The 16290-nt window shown below is 64.9% G+C and carries 8 protein-coding genes and 1 pseudogene; 8 read left to right on the plus strand and 1 reads right to left on the minus strand.

The annotated features are described in order from the left end of the window. The first annotated feature begins 468 nt into the window (after positions 1-468). The 5 genes and pseudogenes from QPK52_RS18975 (at position 469) to QPK52_RS18995 (ending at position 11543) form a co-directional block, all read left to right on the plus strand. The gene (locus tag QPK52_RS18975; RefSeq protein ID WP_410538667.1) at positions 469-9147 is read left to right on the plus strand and encodes a DNRLRE domain-containing protein; all 8679 of its coding nucleotides are present in this window, start codon (positions 469-471) and stop codon (positions 9145-9147) included. A 129-nt stretch (positions 9148-9276) separates the two neighbouring features. Next, positions 9277-9723 (plus strand): hypothetical protein, encoded by a 447-nt coding sequence (locus QPK52_RS18980; RefSeq protein WP_143071718.1) that lies wholly within the window; start codon positions 9277-9279, stop codon positions 9721-9723. Positions 9724-10106: 383 nt separating this feature from the next. Beyond that, on the plus strand, positions 10107-10376 hold the full coding sequence (locus tag QPK52_RS18985; protein ID WP_410538668.1) for a hypothetical protein: 270 nt from the start codon (positions 10107-10109) through the stop codon (positions 10374-10376). A 226-nt stretch (positions 10377-10602) separates the two neighbouring features. Further along, positions 10603-10788: pseudogene (locus QPK52_RS18990) on the plus strand (RHS repeat-associated core domain-containing protein); the annotation flags it as partial. Between the two features lie 299 nt (positions 10789-11087). Next, positions 11088-11543, plus strand: coding sequence for a hypothetical protein (locus tag QPK52_RS18995; RefSeq protein ID WP_410538669.1), 456 nt, complete (start codon positions 11088-11090; stop codon positions 11541-11543). A gap of 751 nt (positions 11544-12294) precedes the next feature. Here QPK52_RS18995 and QPK52_RS19000 read toward each other — a convergent pair. Further along, the gene (locus QPK52_RS19000; protein ID WP_410538670.1) at positions 12295-13161 is read right to left on the minus strand and encodes an ISAs1 family transposase; all 867 of its coding nucleotides are present in this window, start codon (positions 13159-13161) and stop codon (positions 12295-12297) included. Positions 13162-13175: 14 nt separating this feature from the next. Here QPK52_RS19000 and QPK52_RS19005 point away from each other — a divergent pair, with 14 nt between their 5' ends. From QPK52_RS19005 to QPK52_RS19015, 3 genes are all read left to right on the plus strand, one after another. Continuing rightward, on the plus strand, positions 13176-13685 hold the full coding sequence (locus tag QPK52_RS19005; RefSeq protein WP_410538671.1) for a hypothetical protein: 510 nt from the start codon (positions 13176-13178) through the stop codon (positions 13683-13685). 382 nt (positions 13686-14067) lie between these two features. Then, entirely contained in the window at positions 14068-15738 is a 1671-nt protein-coding gene (locus QPK52_RS19010; RefSeq protein WP_410540390.1) for an RHS repeat domain-containing protein, read from the plus strand. Between the two features lie 131 nt (positions 15739-15869). Next, a complete protein-coding gene (locus tag QPK52_RS19015; protein ID WP_410538672.1) occupies positions 15870-16208 on the plus strand; it encodes a hypothetical protein in 339 nt (112 codons plus the stop codon). Positions 16209-16290 lie beyond the last annotated feature (82 nt).

Raw genomic sequence — 16290 nt, forward strand, 5'->3', positions numbered from 1 at the left:
GTGTGTCCGGGGGCCCGGACATGTCCTTGCTCATGACGATCCCCTTCCGAGAACGCGGACATGCGAACACGGCGTTCTACACCATGCGCGACGCCCGTGGCCAGTGGGGGAACAAAGCATCCCAATCCATCCCATCGATCCGTCTTGGTCTGCGGCGATGAGGTACTGAACCTGCGAAGTGCCCGTTATATCCGCACGCTTGACGAGGAATCTGAAACACGCGTAGAACCCTCCGTCGGCTGCGAGAGCCGTCGTGACCGGCGGGCGACGCATTCCTTGGCGGAATCCCTTTCCCGGGGTTCCTCCTGGGGGTGCTTCGTCCGGTCCCCACGCCGTAACGCCGATTTCACGGCCATGTTCCGTCCGTAGGCCGCCCCGTTTTCCGGGGTGGTTGCTTCGGCCTGCCCGCATTCCGCGCGTACGCGAGCGCGGGAGACGCGGGACCGGCCGGGAAAGGAATTCGGCAGGATGAGAAAGCGGTACCGAAGACTGCTTTCCGGACTCGTCGTGTCGGCCGTCATGGGCACCCTGCTGCCGCAGGTGGCGTACGCGGCCCCGGCGTCCGGAGACGGCGACGACGGCGGCAAGGGCGTCGTCGACACCGTCGCGGACTGGTTCTCCGGCGACGAGGACGACGGCGAGGCGGCCCCGCCCGCCGACGGCAGGGCGGCGCTGCCCAGCCGCGAGAAGCTCCCCAGGGGGAAGAAGGCGCCGGCGGCGAAGCGCGTCAAGGAGCTGACCGGCAAGCGCACCGCGCACGCCCGGTTCTGGCAGCTCTCCGACGGGCGAGTCGAGACCGAACTGTCGGCCGTCCCCACCTCCTACCGCTCCGGGTCCGGCGAGAAGGCGGAGTGGAAGTCGATCGACACCGCGGTGCGCCCCAGCGACGCCGAGGGGTTCGAGTTCGCCAACACCGCCAACACCGGCCGCAGCTGGTTCGGCTCCGACCCCAGGCGCCTGATGCGCTTCGCCAACGAGACCGGCCAGGGCGTGACGATCGGCCTCCAGGACGCGACGGGCGCGAAGCTCAAGCCCAGGGCCGAGGGCGACACCGTCACCTACGCCGGCGCCCTGCCCGGAGCCGACCTGTCCTACGAGGTGGGCCCGGGCCGGGTGAAGGAGAACATCACCCTGGCCGAACGACCCGACGAACCGGTGTCGTTCACCTTCACCCTGGACGTCGACAAGCTCACGCCCAAGGCGCGTGAGGACGGCTCGATCGCCTTCTACGGCGAGCACCCCGGCGTGCCCGTGATGGAGATCCCCGCCGCGTACATGACCGACGCGCGCAAGGACGCCTCCTCGCCCTACGGGTACGCACACAGCAACGACGTCACCCAGAAGCTCACCCGCCACGGCGACGACTGGCGGCTGACGGTGACGCCGGACGCCGACTGGCTGGCGGCGAAGGAGCGGCGGTACCCGGTGGTCGTCGACCCCACCGTCTCCATCGCCCCCACGCCGGCGCAGTCGCAGGACGTGATGGTCCTGTCCGACCAGCCGTCGGTCAACTTCAACGCCAACTGGAAGCTCGCGGCCGGCCGTACCGACACCGGAACCGCCCGCTCGCTGGTCAAGTTCCCGCTGGACGAGATCCCCGCCGGGGTGGAGGTCGACTCCGCCCGCCTGGAGATGTACTTCGACCAGACCCACACCACCGGCGGCACCGACGTGCCCGTCCGGGTGCACCGGGCCACCGGGGCGTGGGACGAGTCGACGGCGACCTGGTCCAGCACCAGCTCGCTGGTGGGCGAGCTGTCGGGCACCAGCGTCCAGGTCGACGACGGCGACCCGGCCACGGCCGCCTCCGGCTCCTGGCCCGCGTCCGGCTCGACGCTGACGCAGTACGCCGTCGGCGGCGACTACCGCTACAACAAGGACGGCACGGCCGGGGACACCTACGCCTGGCAGCCGAAGGTCGAGGACACCGCCACCTACCGGGTGGACGTCCACTACGTCGCGGCCACCGACCGCGCCACGAACGCCCCCTACACCGTCACCCACCGCGACGGCTCGGCGACGTACACCGTGGACCAGTCGGCCGGCACGGGCGGGCAGTGGACCTCACTGGGCGGCGGCAAACAGCTCCCCTTCACCAAGGGCACCACCGGCAAGGTCGTGCTCGGGGACGGTCCGGCCTCCACCTCCACCGCCGTCATCGCCGACGCGGTGCGGCTGGTGAACCCGGCCGAGATCTGGAAGAACGTCGGCGAGTACAACCAGTGGCACAAGTTCCCCGTCACCGACACCGTGCAGAAGTGGGTCTCGGGCACCGCGGCCAACCACGGCTTCGTGATCAAGGCGCGGGACGAGTCCTCCTCCGGCCCGCTGGGCGGCCCCCGCTACGAGGCGGCCGACGGCGACTACGGCGGTGAGACCTCGACCTACCCGCGGCTGACCGTCACCTGGGGCAAGACCGGCACCGCGCTGGACTCCCCGACCGTCGTCCACGGCACCGGCCCGGAGCTGCACTGGAAGGCGTACAAGAACACCAGCGGCGACTCCGGTCTGGACATCGTGGAGTACCAGCTGCACCGCTCCAGCCAGCAGACCTTCACCCCGTCGGCGGCCACCCTGGTCGCACCGGTGGACAAGGCGGTCACGTCCTTCACGGACACCACCGCGACCCCGACACCCGCCGACCACGCGGACGAGATCGGGCGGTCGTACTACTACCAGATCGCGGTCAAGACCAAGAGCGGCGAGCTGCTCGGTTCGCCCACCCGGGTCGTGGGCATCCCCAAGGCCGGCCGCACCATGAAGCTCATCCAGGCCGGGCAGAGCGACACCACCCTCTCCAGCGCCCAGCCGGACACCAACCAGGACACCATCGAGTCCTGGGGGGTCGGCCAGAAGTGGCTGAGCGTCGGCAACAACTCCGCCACCTACGGCACCACCCGCTCGGTGCTGGAGTTCCCGACCTCCGACATCCCCACCAGCGCCACCGTGCTGGAGTCCCGGCTGTTCCTGTGGGCCTCGCAGACCACCACCGGCAGCGACGGGGCGGTCTACGAACTGCGCCCGCTGACACGGGCCTTCGACGAGACCACCGCCACCTGGAACAAGGCGTCCTCCTCCACCGCCTGGTCCAACCCCGGCGGCGACTACGGCTCCACCGTCTCCGATACCACGGCACAGTGGGGCAACGAGGTCGGGCGCCACTGGTGGGACGCCACCTCGATGACGCAGGGCTGGGTGAGCGACCCGGCCGCCAACAAGGGCGCGATGCTCAAGCTCGCCGACGAGTCCTCCACCGGCCCGCAGGAACGCAGCCTGTTCCTGTCGGCGGAGGCCGCCGACCCGCAGCTCCGCCCGCTGATCCGCGTCATCTACGTCGACTCCACCGCCGAGAAGACCTACTACGCGCCGCAGACGCCGTCCCGGATGATCCCCGGTGACACCGACACCGTCGAGGTGACGGTCACCAACACCACCGGCTCGGAGTGGACGGCGACCGGACACGAGCTGTCCTACCGGTGGGCGCTGCCGGACGGCACCGACGCCACCACCGGCGGCAACCAGATCGCCACCGCCCTGCCGAGGAACCTCGCGCCGGGCGAGTCGGCGACGGTGCGGGCTCAGGTCAAGGCGCCGATCAACTCCGACTCCGGCAACAAGCGCCTGGACCACGTGCTCACCTGGGACGTGCGGAACAAGAGCACCGGCGCCTGGGTGTCGGACGGCGGGGGAGTCCCCGGTCTGGCCCAGCACGTGGCGGTGGAGGACCCGACCTCCAACCAGCTGGGCCTGGAGAAGTTCTACTCCTACGCGGGCAAGAACACCGGCGCCGGCTCGACGGTGATGAACAACCTGTACGCCGGCAACAACGTCTGGTCCTACAGCGCGTTCTCCAACCCCGGCCGCGGCCTGTCCACCTTCGCCCGGTTCTCCTACAACTCCCTGGACACCTCCGACACCGTCCTCGGCCACGGCTGGTCGGCGCAGCTGGCCGCGCCGATCCGTTCGGGCGCGGCGCTGGACTTCCACCCCAACCCCGACCCGACCACCGTCACCCTCCCCGACGGTGACGGCACCGCGCACACCTTCCGCAAGCAGGACGACGGCACCTGGAAGGCCCCGGCCGGGGTGCACTACCTGCTCCAGCAGAAGGCAGGAGTGGACTGCAGGCCGTCGGCCGACGGCGACCCGCGCGCCTGGTCGATGACGCGGCCGGACCGCACACAGTTCTTCTTCGACTGCGACGGCTACCTGTCGGCGATCACCGACAAGAACGGCAACACCCAGACCTACACCTACGAGGAGCGCCGCTCCAACAACAAGCCGGTCAAGTTCCTCAAATACATCACCGACCCGGCCGGCCGGCAGAGCCTGACGGTCGACTACTACGACAAGGGCCAGGACTACCCCTACATCGACGACGCCGGTGCGAAGCAGTCCGGCACCAACTTGACCAGCCCGAAGATCATCGACCACATCGCGTCGATGACCGACGTCTCCGGGCGGAAGCTGACCTTCGTCTACAGCGACAAGGGCCTGCTCGGGGAGCTGACCGACGGCGCCGGCAGCACGCAGCCGAAGGTGTTCCGCTTCACCTACGACGCCACCCAGGGCAACAAGAACGTCAAGCTCGTCAAGGTCACCGACCCGCGCGGCAACGCCACCTCCTTCGACTACTACGACCCCAGCGAGGGGGACGACCCGAAGTTCCACTGGGCGGCGCAGACCATCACCGACCGCCTCGGGCACGACACCGGCTTCGTCTACACCGACCCCGACGGCACGGCCGGCTCCACCATCCAGACCCGGGTGACGGATGCGGAGGGCAACGCCTCCACCTACCTCCAGGACGGCTACGGCCGCCCCACCCAGGTGACCAACGCCAAGTCCCAGACCACCAAGCTGTCCTGGGACGCGGACAACAACGTCACGCGCCTGGAGGAGAACAACGGCGCGGTCACCACCTACGCCTACGACCCCAAGACCGGCTACCCCACCGAAACCAAGGACGCCGAGGCCAACGCGGCCGGCACCCCGGGCACGACGATGGAGTACGCCACCTCGCTCAACGGCCATGCGGCCGACCTGTGGCGCAAGGTCTCCCCGGAGGGCCGTACCTGGCAGTTCGGCTACGACACTTTCGGCAACCTGACCTCGGTCACCAACCCCAAGGGCACCGCCACCACCACCGCCGACGACTACACCACCACCTACACCTACGACACCCGCGGCCAGCTGAAGACGGCCACCGACGCAGGCGGCAACACCACCACCCACGGCGAGTTCGGCCCGACCGGCTACCCGGAGCTGATCACCGACGCGCTGAACAACACCACCTCGTTCGTCTACGACGAGCGCGGTCAGGTGCTGGAGAGCACCGACGCGCTGGGCAAGACCACCACGCAGACCTACGACGTCTTCGGGCGTCCGCTGGTCTCCACCGTGCCCAAGGACCAGGATGCCGGTGAGGTGATCACCACCCCGGCCCCGGTCTACGACGCCAACGACAACGTCACCGAGTCCACCGCGCCCAACGGGGCGGTCTCCACGGCCGTCTACGACAGCGCCGACCAGCTCACCTCGGCCACCGCGCCGAAGGACACCGACACCTCGGACGAGCGCAGGACGACCTACGCCTACGACAAGGTCGGCAACCTCCTGACGACCACCGAGCCCAAGGGCAACCTGACCACCACGGCCGGCGACTACACCACCACCAACGCCTACGACGCGATCTACCAGCTCACCTCCGTGGTCAACGCGGCGGGCGACAAGATCAGCTACAGCTACGACGACGTCGGCAACCTGGTGAAGGTCACCGACCCGAAGAAGAACGCGAGCACCGATCCGGACGATTTCACCACCGCCTACGCCTACGACCTCAACCACCGCGTCACCACGGTCACGGACGCGGCCGGCCACACCACCTCGCGCGCCTACGACAAGGACTCCCTGGTCGTCTCCACCACGGACGCCGAGAACAACACCACGCTCGTCACCTACGACGAGCGCGGCATGACCACCGAGGTCAAGGTCCCGCACGCCAGGGACGCCTCGAGCACGATCACCTACCGCACGACGAAGTACGAGTACGACGAGGTCGGCAACCGCACCAAGGTGATCACCCCGCGGGCCACCGCGGCCGGGACGACGGAGGCCTTCACCGCCCGGACCGAGTACGACGCGCTGAACCGCCCGGTCAAGCAGTTCCAGCCCTACGACCCAGACGACTCCCGCTACAACGACCCCAACGTCTACACCAAGACGGTGTACGACGCGGCCGGCAGGGTGAAGTCGACCTCGCTGCCGCCCTCCCAGGGACAGTCGGTCCGCAACGACACCACCTACACCTACTACGACCACGGCCTGGTGAAGTCCTCCACCGACCCGTGGGACATCGTCACCACCTACGACTACAACGACCTGGGCCGGCAGACCGCCCGCACCCTCACCTCGGCCGGCGGCTCCTCCTCACGCACGATGGGCTGGGGCTACTACCCCGACGGCAAGCTGAAGTCCCGCACCGACGACGGCGTCCCGGTCGGCCGGCACGTGGTGCTGGTCGACAACTCCGACACCCACAACACCGACTCCACCGGCACCTGGACGAAGGCGGACGCCGACGGCCAGCAGGGCTACGACCACGCCGTCCACACGGCCGGCACCGGCACGGACGCCTTCACCTGGACCCTCAACATCCCCGCCGACGGCACCTACACCGCCTACGTGAAGTACCCGCAGGCGGCGGGCGCGGCCACCTCCGCGACCTACACCGTCACCCACGCCTCGGGCACCACCGAGGCGACGGTGGACCAGACCAGCGGCGCCGGCACCTGGGTCTCCCTGGGCTCTCACAGCTTCACCCAGGGCAACGCGGCCAAGCTGGAGCTGTTCGAGAACGACGGCGGCACGGTCGCCGCCGACGCGGTGAAGCTGGTGCGCGACACCAGCGGTGAGACCGACACCGAACAGCGCGACTTCTCCTACACCTACGACGCGAACGGCAACCTCACCCAGATCACCGACGGCTCCTCCGGCGCCGACATCGACACCTACCGGATCGCCTACACCGGCCTCAACCAGGTCCACCAGGTCGAGGAACTGGCCGCGGGCACGGTCAAGGAGACCACCTCCTACACCTACGACCCCAACGGCCTGACCAAGACGCTGACCAACCCCGACCAGTACTCCGCCTACGGCTACGACATCCGCGACCTGGTCGACGAGGTCTCCGTCGGGACCAGCCCCCTCGACACCGACCCCAAGGTCACCACCTTCACCTACACCCCCCGCGGCCAGAAGCTGCGCGAGACCAAGGACAACGGCAACACCGTCGACCACACCTACTTCCTCGACGGCGCGCTGAAGACCCAGGTGGAGAAGAAGGCGGGCGGCACCCTGGTCTCCTCCCACACCTACGCCTACGACCCCAACGGCAACAAGGCGCGGGACGTGGCGAAGAAGATGAACGCCGACGACCACACCGCCTACCTGGAGTCCACCACCGACTACACCTACGACCCGGTCGACCGGCTGGCCACGTCGGTCAAGACCGGCAACGGCGCCGGCACCGACACCTACGTCCACGACGCCAACGCCAACGTCATCAGCCAGACCGTGGGCGGCACCACCACCACCTACGCCTACGACCGCAACCGGCTGCTGAGCGCCACCTCCGGCGGCTCGACCGCCTCCTACGACTACGACCCGTTCGGCCGGCTGAGCTCGGTCACCTCCGGCGGCCAGATCATCGAGTCCAAGACCTACGACGGCTTCGACCACGTCACCGAGCACACCAAGCTCGACGACACCGGCGCGCGGAAGACCACCACCTACACCTACGACCCGCTGGAGCGCACCGCCTCCAAGACCGCCGACGGCACCACCACCGACTTCGACTACCTCGGCCTGTCCGGCGAGGTACTGGACGAGGAGGTCGCCGGCAAGGTCACCAAGTCCTACCAGTACAGCCCCTGGGGCCAGCGCCTGTCCCAGACCAAGCACAACGCCGACGGCACGGCCGAGGACGGGTACTACGGCTACAACGCCCACACCGACGTCGAGACCCTCACCGACGCCACCGGCGACACCAGGGCCACCTACGGCTACACCGCCTACGGCTCCAACGACACCTCCGAGTTCACCGGCATCGACAAGCCCGACCCCACCGACCCCACCAAGGAGGCATACAACCCCTACCGATACAACGCCAAGCGCTGGGACTCCGCCACCGGCACCTACGACATGGGCTTCCGCGACTACAGCCCCGGCCTGAACCGCTTCACCACCCGCGACATGTACACCGGGGCGCTGGCCGACATGCACCTGGGCACCGACCCCTTCACCTCCAACCGCTACGCCTTCACCGCCGGCAACCCCATCAGCCGCATCGAACTCGACGGACATCTTCCCTGTGCTGATGGAGTCAAGGCATCCTGTGGCATCGCTGCGGCTGGTGGTGCTGCATGTCTGATGGCCTGTCTGGCGAACCCTAATCCAGGAGCTTCTAAACCTCGCGCGAGCATACCCAAGGTAGATAATGGGAAATTGCAAAACATCATCGAGGAACTCTACCTGCGAAAGGGGGAGAATAAGGGCCTGGGGGATGGGAGAACATCGACGGCACTAATCCAGGAATTCAACACAGGAAAGCCCGCCAAGGACGGGTCGCGGAGATGGCACCTGGAGAAGGCGTCAAATAAACTGGCTGGACTCGCCTCCCTCCTGGAGGAAGACCGAAAGAGCCGAGAGAAGGGTAATGCACTCCTCTCCGACGCCGACTTGAAGGTGGCACGCAAAGAGGCAGCGGACCTATTCGATGCACTCAACTCGAATGATGTCACCGGCAAGGTGTCCCAGATGGTTCAGAATGATGCCGAGCTAAGGAAGACTCTGGTTACCAACAGAGAGAGGGTTTTGAAGGCGCAGTCGTTGAGCGACATCACGGGCCAGGACTTCAGGGCCGTCGGCAGGAATCCCGCTCCCAAGCCGCATGGAGAGCCCAAGAATGTTCGGGGGTTCTACAAGACCTTTGGCATAGCGGGAACAGGGCTTGGGCTCTTGCAGGCGCCAGAGTACATCAGGGAGTACGGCTGGATTGATGGCAGTTGGGAGATGATCAGGGACGGCATGGATCCCTTCGGGCTCCATGACCTACTAGAGCCGCAAGGACCGGCTCCTATGGCGTAGGAGCGATGGCGCACCCGGGTACCCGGCGTGGTGTGCCAGAGTGGTGGCGGCCCGTTCTCATGGAAGCATGACCGGGCCGCCGCCGTCGCGCCCTAGCAGTCCTGGTATTTCGATACTACCTTGAGGTGATTGGAAACTGTGGCAATTTGCAACAGAAGCAAGATTCCTGCCTTGTTGTTCAGAATGGTCCCGGAGAGCGGAGAGGCGATCTCCGTTTTCTTGGGGAGGCCAACCGAAGAGGTGATCACGGGAGAGATCGAGTGGTTCGATCTGTATGATTTCCTCTCTGGAGTGGCGTATCGAGGAATCATTCTCCCTGAACTTCGGAGGCAGGTCCGGAATGCGGAACTTCTTAGCAGGTGCTTTGAGTTCGTAGAGTTGCTTCTTATGAGCCCTGTAGACTCCATCCATGCCGCAGCCTACTTCGAAGTCATCGAACCGTTGCTCGGCGACGAGCAACTCGTTGTCGCTTCGCTTCCCCTATTGGGCGAGGAGGCCGCTCGGCTCATGCTGAGCGAATTGGATGCCACCAGGGTATCCGACGCCACCCGCAAGGCGATCGCGGAGTATCTGTAAACGAGATGCCTTATTCGCGAAAAATGGATCTTTCCCAACCTTATTGATCAGAAACGGTTCGGTTTCTGGGTCGTTGGGGACTGTAAAAAACGTTCGGGGCTGTTCCGTATTCGGTGGTGACGGTGAGTGCTCGTCTGTGATCATTGAGCGTGCACGATGCGGACATCCAGAATGTGGGAGCTTGGTATCAAGGAGGTCCTTACTCGGGAACCGGTCCTAGCTCTAGGGCATACGGCAGGAGGATCGTCGAATGGCAGCCGATGCTGACGGAGCTGCTTAACTGAGGTTCAACTCTGTGGTGCACGTCAATCTGCTTCGGCGCGCGCCACTGATTCTCGGCCGCATTCATTCAAAGGGTTGTCAAGGTGAGTAAGAGCGTAAGCTTGGAGCTTTGGCTGCGAGGCTTGTTCGCGGCAGGTGTTTACCTTGCGGCAACGGCCTTGATGGGTTTGTCGATCTTCGCTGTCGAGGGTGAGCAGACCGGCCCAGGCGAGGCTGATTCCACTGCGGGGGCTTATTTCTGCCTGGTGCTAGCAGCGGCGCTGCTTGCGCTCGTTACGTGGATGACCTGGAGAGGGAAGATCGCGCGGGTGTTCTGCCTGCTGTTGGCAGCGCTCATCGTGGTCATGTGGTTCCTGGTGTCAAGTGCCTGACCTGTTTTTCCGCCCACTGGACTCCGTCCATGACGGGCGGCGGCCTCTTGCTCTGGAAGTTTCGTCTCACAGGTTCTGGCGGGTCGATGACTGATTTGTTCGGAACCGACGTGTTCATCGCGCACTTGCAGTGCAGCGGCCACGGGTGAGGCACCGGATGAAGTAGGAGCCTCTGGGTGCGTTGACTCCCCCGGAGAGCCATGGCTCTCCGGGGGAGTCTTGCCGGGACTCCGCCACCGGCACCTACAGCATGGGCTTCCGCGACTACAGCCCCGGCCTGAACCGCTTCACCACCCGCGACATGTACAACGGCGCCCTGGCCGACATGTCCCTGGGCACCGACCCCTTCACCTCCAACCGCTACGCCTTCACCGGCGGCAACCCCATTTCATTTATCGAGCTTGATGGCCACAGAGAGGCCCCGATAGGTGACGGAAGCGCCGCCCTGACGCAAGGTAGTACAGTAGATGGCCGATCGGTTATATACGCGCCTTCGGCATTGGTCACATCCTCAGCGATGCGGCTGATAACGCGGAATCAGCAACCGCCCTCCAAGCGGTAAACGACGATCTCAGGGCAGCCGGGGTCTACTATGACCCGGCAACAGGAACGGGCGAGAGGTACTTCTTCCAGGACGATGCGAACCCGACGGGCAAGGGGGTCATCGAGGATGGAAACGGGAACCTGAGGAACCTAGGCACAACCTCCGACATGATCAGAGTATCTTGGGTCAATGGAGAAATAGTAGACGTACAGGATTACGACGCCACAGGAGCCAAGGCGAGTCAGAGCGTCGACATGATCGCACCGACCATAAGCAACAAGATGGACCCGAACAAGAAAAAGCAGGCGAACAACGTTATTTTTGTCGCGAAGACCGAGGCTCAGGCCGAGGCGGTGGCAGAACGCTTCAAAAACGATTCCCGCGTTAGAGTGATTCACTCAGGCAGCGGGTTCGATAGTGGGAGAGTTTTCAGCTCCGTGACCGGTGGCCCTAATGTGCAACGAATGAGCCCAAGGATGCGGGGTTTCCATGCGCTGGGCGTGGTGGGCAGCCTCATGCCCCTCGCGCAAGCCAACAGCTACTTCCGCAGCTTCGGCTTCTGGGGCGGGCTTCGAGAGATGGGCGAAGATGTCATCGACCCGTGGGGAGTTCTCGACACATAAGGCCCCCTCCGAGAAGTTCGGTGTGCGATCCTACGACGAAATACTGTGCGTGAGTGAATTTGGCGTAACGAGTTAGATGCCACCGCTGGACCGTGGTCCAGCGGTGGCATCCGTCGCTGTTTCAACTTTTCCAATTTCGATAAGGAGGATAAGATGGCGGGGATTAGAGTAGTGGCGTGCTTGCCTGCGGGCGCCGAAGAGAACCTTGAAGCCTTGCTAAGGGATTCTCTCGCTCCCTTTGAGATGTATTCTGGTTTTGAATGGCGAGAAATATGGGATCGATGGACGATTCGCGGTGGTAGCGACGCAACGGGATTCTTGATCGTCCCTGGCTTCGAAGATGATCCTAGGCTAATTCATGATTTCCCTCGCTACGATGGAAAGATCCTTCCGAGCCTGCCGGGCAGATGTGCCGGGGGGCCTAAGGGAATGCTTCGCGTTTCGGATTCCTGGGACGAATGGAATTCGAATCTGTTGACGCTTGACGGCTGGTGGATCGAGAGAGGAAACCCTGTGCATGGCGCCTGTGTATCCCCTGAACTCTGTCCACATATGCGAGATGGATGGAGGTATGAAAGGAATCCCCTCGGCTATCTGGAAAACTTGGATTCGAACGTGATCCTGGTGAAGCTTCTGTGTCACGGCTGACCTGTGCCATAATTTTGGATATCGAAACTATGTTTGTTTCGGTCAGTCACAGTCGCAGCCTCCGTGGCAAGGTCTTTGAGAAGTGATCTTGTGTCCGGGTTCGTCAGGTCAGTCCGAGGGTGGTGAGGGGTCGCTGGTGGTCACGGCCGGTGCGGCGGAGGGCGGCGACGATGTTGGTGTTGCCGTCCTGGCGGTGGACGCCGATGGCGAGGTTGCGCAGGCCGGCCATGATGCGCGGGAGACGGCCAGTACGGATCTTGGAGTCGTCCTCGCGGAAGATCCGGTCGCGGACGTGGTGCAGCAGGTTTTCAATCTTCCAGTGCCCTCTGATCCAGGCAGCCAGTTCGTTGCCGGTGACCGCGCCGGGCGGCAGGTTGGTGATCAGGTAGATGCGCTCGATGGTGAGCTTGCTGCTGGTGAAGTCATGCCTCCAGCGAACGATGTGGAGGGCCTGCTTCACATCGGGGTAGTCGATGTGGGCGAAGGCGACGGTCTTCAGGCGCCGGATCTCCGTGCGGTAATGGGACCAGGCGCGGTCGTGGTGGTCGAGCGTGATTTCCCGCCAGGGCAGCCGGTGGACGCGGTCGAACAGGCCGGGGTGGTTGGCCTTGACCTGGGCGATGTAGTGGGCGCCGCGTCCACGGAGGTAGGTGCCGTAGGTGTGCTGGGTGTGCAGGGCGTCGGCGGTGATGACCGTGCCGGTCGGGTCGATGGTGTCCAGCAGGGGCTGTAAGCGGGGGATCTGGTTGCTCTTACCGGTGACCTGTCGCTGGGCGAGGACGTGACCGGTGTGGCCCATTGTGGCGAGCAGGGTGACGTGCGGGGCGGTGGGAGTGCGTGAGCCGCGCAGAGCCTTGCCGTCGACGGCGATCGCCCGTAGCCCGGGCTCGGTCGGGGTGGCGCGGGTGGTGAGGAAGGCGCCGGTCGCCCGATCCAGGGCGTCGCCGTCGAGCTGGACAAGAAGAGACATCACAGGGTGTGGGGGTGCGGGACGACACCGTCTACACCTACTACGACAACGGCTGGACGCGGTCGGCCACCGACCCGTTCGGCATCACCACCAGCTATGACTACAACAAGCTCGGCCAGCAGACCCGCAACACCCTCACCTCCGCGGGCGGCTCCTCCTCCCGCACGATGACCTGGGACTTCTACCCGTCGGGCAACCAGAAGGCCCGCTCCGACGACGGCGTCCCGGTCGGTAGGCACGTGGTGCTGGTCGACTCCTCCGACACCCACAACACCGCCGTCCAGGGCGTGTGGGAGTCCTCCCAGGCCACCGACCAGTGGGGCTACAACCTGCGCACCCAACCACCCGGCCGGCGACGGCAGCGCACGGTTCGTGTGGCAGCTGACCATCCCCGCCGACGGCACCTACGAGGTCTTCGTCCGGCACGGCGACGTGACCGGCGCGGCCGACGACGCCCCGTTCACCGTCACCCACGCCTCCGGCGAGGCCCAGCACACCGTGGACCAGTCCACGCGGGCCGGTGAGTGGATCTCGCTGGGGTCGTACTCCTTCACCGAGTCCGCACCGCAGAAGATCACCCTGACCGACGGCGCCACCGGCACGGTCGTGGCGGACGCGGTCAAGCTGGTGCGCGACAACACCGGCGAGACCGACACCGAAGAGAAGGACTTCACCTACCGCTACGACGCCAACGGTCTGCTGACCGAGGTCAGGGACCTCTCCCCGAACGCGGAGATCGACACCTACACGATCTCCTACGACGGGCTCAACCAGATGGTGAAGGTGGAGGAGAAGTCCTCCGGCACGGTGCGCGACACCACCGCCATCACCTACGACGCCAACGGCAACATCACCAGCTCCACCCACGACCTGACCTGGTCGAAGATCGAGTACGACATCCGCGACATGGTCGCCAAGGTGATCAACGCCGACTCCCCGACCGCAGACAGGCAGCAGGTCTCCACCTTCACCTACACCGACCGACGCCAGCCGCTGAAGCAGGTCAAGCCCAACGGCAACACCGTCGACCACACCTACTTCCTCGACGGCGCGCTGAAGAGCCAGGTGGAGAAGAAGGCGGGCGGCACCCTGGTCTCCTCCCACACCTACGACTACGACCCGTTCGGCCGGCTGAGCTCGGTCACCTCCGGCGGCCAGATCATCGAGTCCAAGACCTACGACGGCTTCGACCACGTCACCGAGCACACCAAGCTCGACGACACCGGCGCGCGGAAGACCACCACCTACACCTACGACCCGCTGGAGCGCACCGCCTCCAAGACCGCCGACGGCACCACCACCGACTTCGACTACCTCGGCCTGTCCGGCGAGGTACTGGACGAGGAGGTCGCCGGCAAGGTCACCAAGTCCTACCAGTACAGCCCCTGGGGCCAGCGCCTGTCCCAGACCAAGCACAACGCCGACGGCACGGCCGAGGACGGGTACTACGGCTACAACGCCCACACCGACGTCGAGACCCTCACCGACGCCACCGGCGACACCAGGGCCACCTACGGCTACACCGCCTACGGCTCCAACGACACCTCCGAGTTCACCGGCATCGACAAGCCCGACCCCACCGACCCCACCAAGGAGGCATACAACCCCTACCGATACAACGCCAAGCGCTGGGACTCCGCCACCGGCACCTACGACATGGGCTTCCGCGACTACAGCCCCGGCCTGAACCGCTTCACCACCCGCGACATGTACACCGGGGCGCTGGCCGACATGCACCTGGGCACCGACCCCTTCACCTCCAACTGCTACGCCTTCACCGCCGGCAACCCCATCAGCCGCATCGAACTCGACGGCCACCGCCTCGCCGAATGCGACCAAGCCGGCTACAGCTGCACCATGAACAGCGCCGGCGGCTGGGACGTCAGCGTCAGCAATGAAAACATTTCCCCGGCGGAGGGAACAGCAAAGTATACAGGCAGCAAGGAAGATGCCGAACGGCTTCCCAAGGAAGTGGTTTCATGGGGCATCACATATGCTCGACACTATGGCGTCAATGAAGAGCTGACAGTCGCCCTGTTGATGCAAGAGCAACCCTTCTACACCGGCTGGCCGGGCGTGCTGGGAGACTTGACCGCGGAGGCTTACTCCACTCTAGGCGCGTGGACGAACAAGGCGGGAAAGGACCCCAGCGTGGGACCTGCGCAGATGAAGGCAGCGACGGCACGCGACACACTTCTGGAAGCAGGTTACTCAGATTTCAAGGAGGTCCCGCTTGCCACGATGAGGCACGCCCTATCGGTTAACGTCGAATTCGCCGTCTCCGTGGCTGTACTTAAGCTTAAGCTCGCACAGAAATCCGGGATGGACGACAAGCAGGCATATATAGGATACTCACTCAGCGACGATCAGGCGCAAAGGCTCCTCGACCCCGGATCGAAACTAGTGCAAAATAGCTCCATCCTGTCGAGTCGCTCTGCTCGATATGATGCGAACATCTCCCATCTCACAGGATCTGGTAAATCAATGACCGATTTGTTTGGAATCGGCAAGCTTCCAACACCGCAGTACGGTGATCCAGGTGGATTGTGCGTTAACCCTTTGCGAGGATGTTCATGAGCATGAGGAACAGGTGGTTCGGAGCAGGGGTGCATCGTGGCGCGCTGGTGGCTCTTGTGCTGGGGGCGGTGGTGCTGGGTGTTCTCGCCTACCGTGCTTGGTGGAGTGTTCCAGAGGCACCCAGACAGGCTGTGGAGGGGATCGAAGGGGGCGGTGTCCTGGTCGTCGCGCACGAGCAGGACACCAGTCCGGGCAACGACTGGACGGAGGACTACCTGCTGCTGGAGGTGAAGGGATCTTCTCCTCTCGACAGTGTCAGGCGCGCCCTGGAGGGGCAGGGCTGGGAGGTGCGCGAGCCGGAAGGTGGAGACCTCCTTCTGGTGGCGGACAAGCCCGAGGCCGGGCTGACGCTCAGCCGCTACTCCGAGGAGCGCTGCGGCATCCCGAGTGAGAAGTGCGGGATCTTCCGGGAGAAGGCCGCAGGCCGGTCCGGATCGCTTTTCACCGTATCGGTCATGCCTTACGTTTAAAACGAAAGGGTAGAAAAAGACGTTAGCCTGGATCTTTCGTGAGGGTCCGCCGACGGAGTCGGCGGACCCTCACGCGTTCTGT

The sequence above is a fragment of the Streptomyces sp. KL2 genome, assembly GCF_046529545.1.
Lineage (GTDB): Bacteria > Actinomycetota > Actinomycetes > Streptomycetales > Streptomycetaceae > Streptomyces > Streptomyces radiopugnans.

Coding starts and splice junctions, on each gene's coding strand:
- QPK52_RS19010 (WP_410540390.1), top strand. CDS start 14,068: ATGGTCGCCAAGGTGATCAACGCCGACTCCCCGACCGCAGACAGGCAG.
- QPK52_RS18995 (WP_410538669.1), top strand. CDS start 11,088: ATGATCAGAGTATCTTGGGTCAATGGAGAAATAGTAGACGTACAGGAT.
- QPK52_RS18975 (WP_410538667.1), top strand. CDS start 469: ATGAGAAAGCGGTACCGAAGACTGCTTTCCGGACTCGTCGTGTCGGCC.
- QPK52_RS19000 (WP_410538670.1), bottom strand. CDS start 13,161: ATGTCTCTTCTTGTCCAGCTCGACGGCGACGCCCTGGATCGGGCGACC.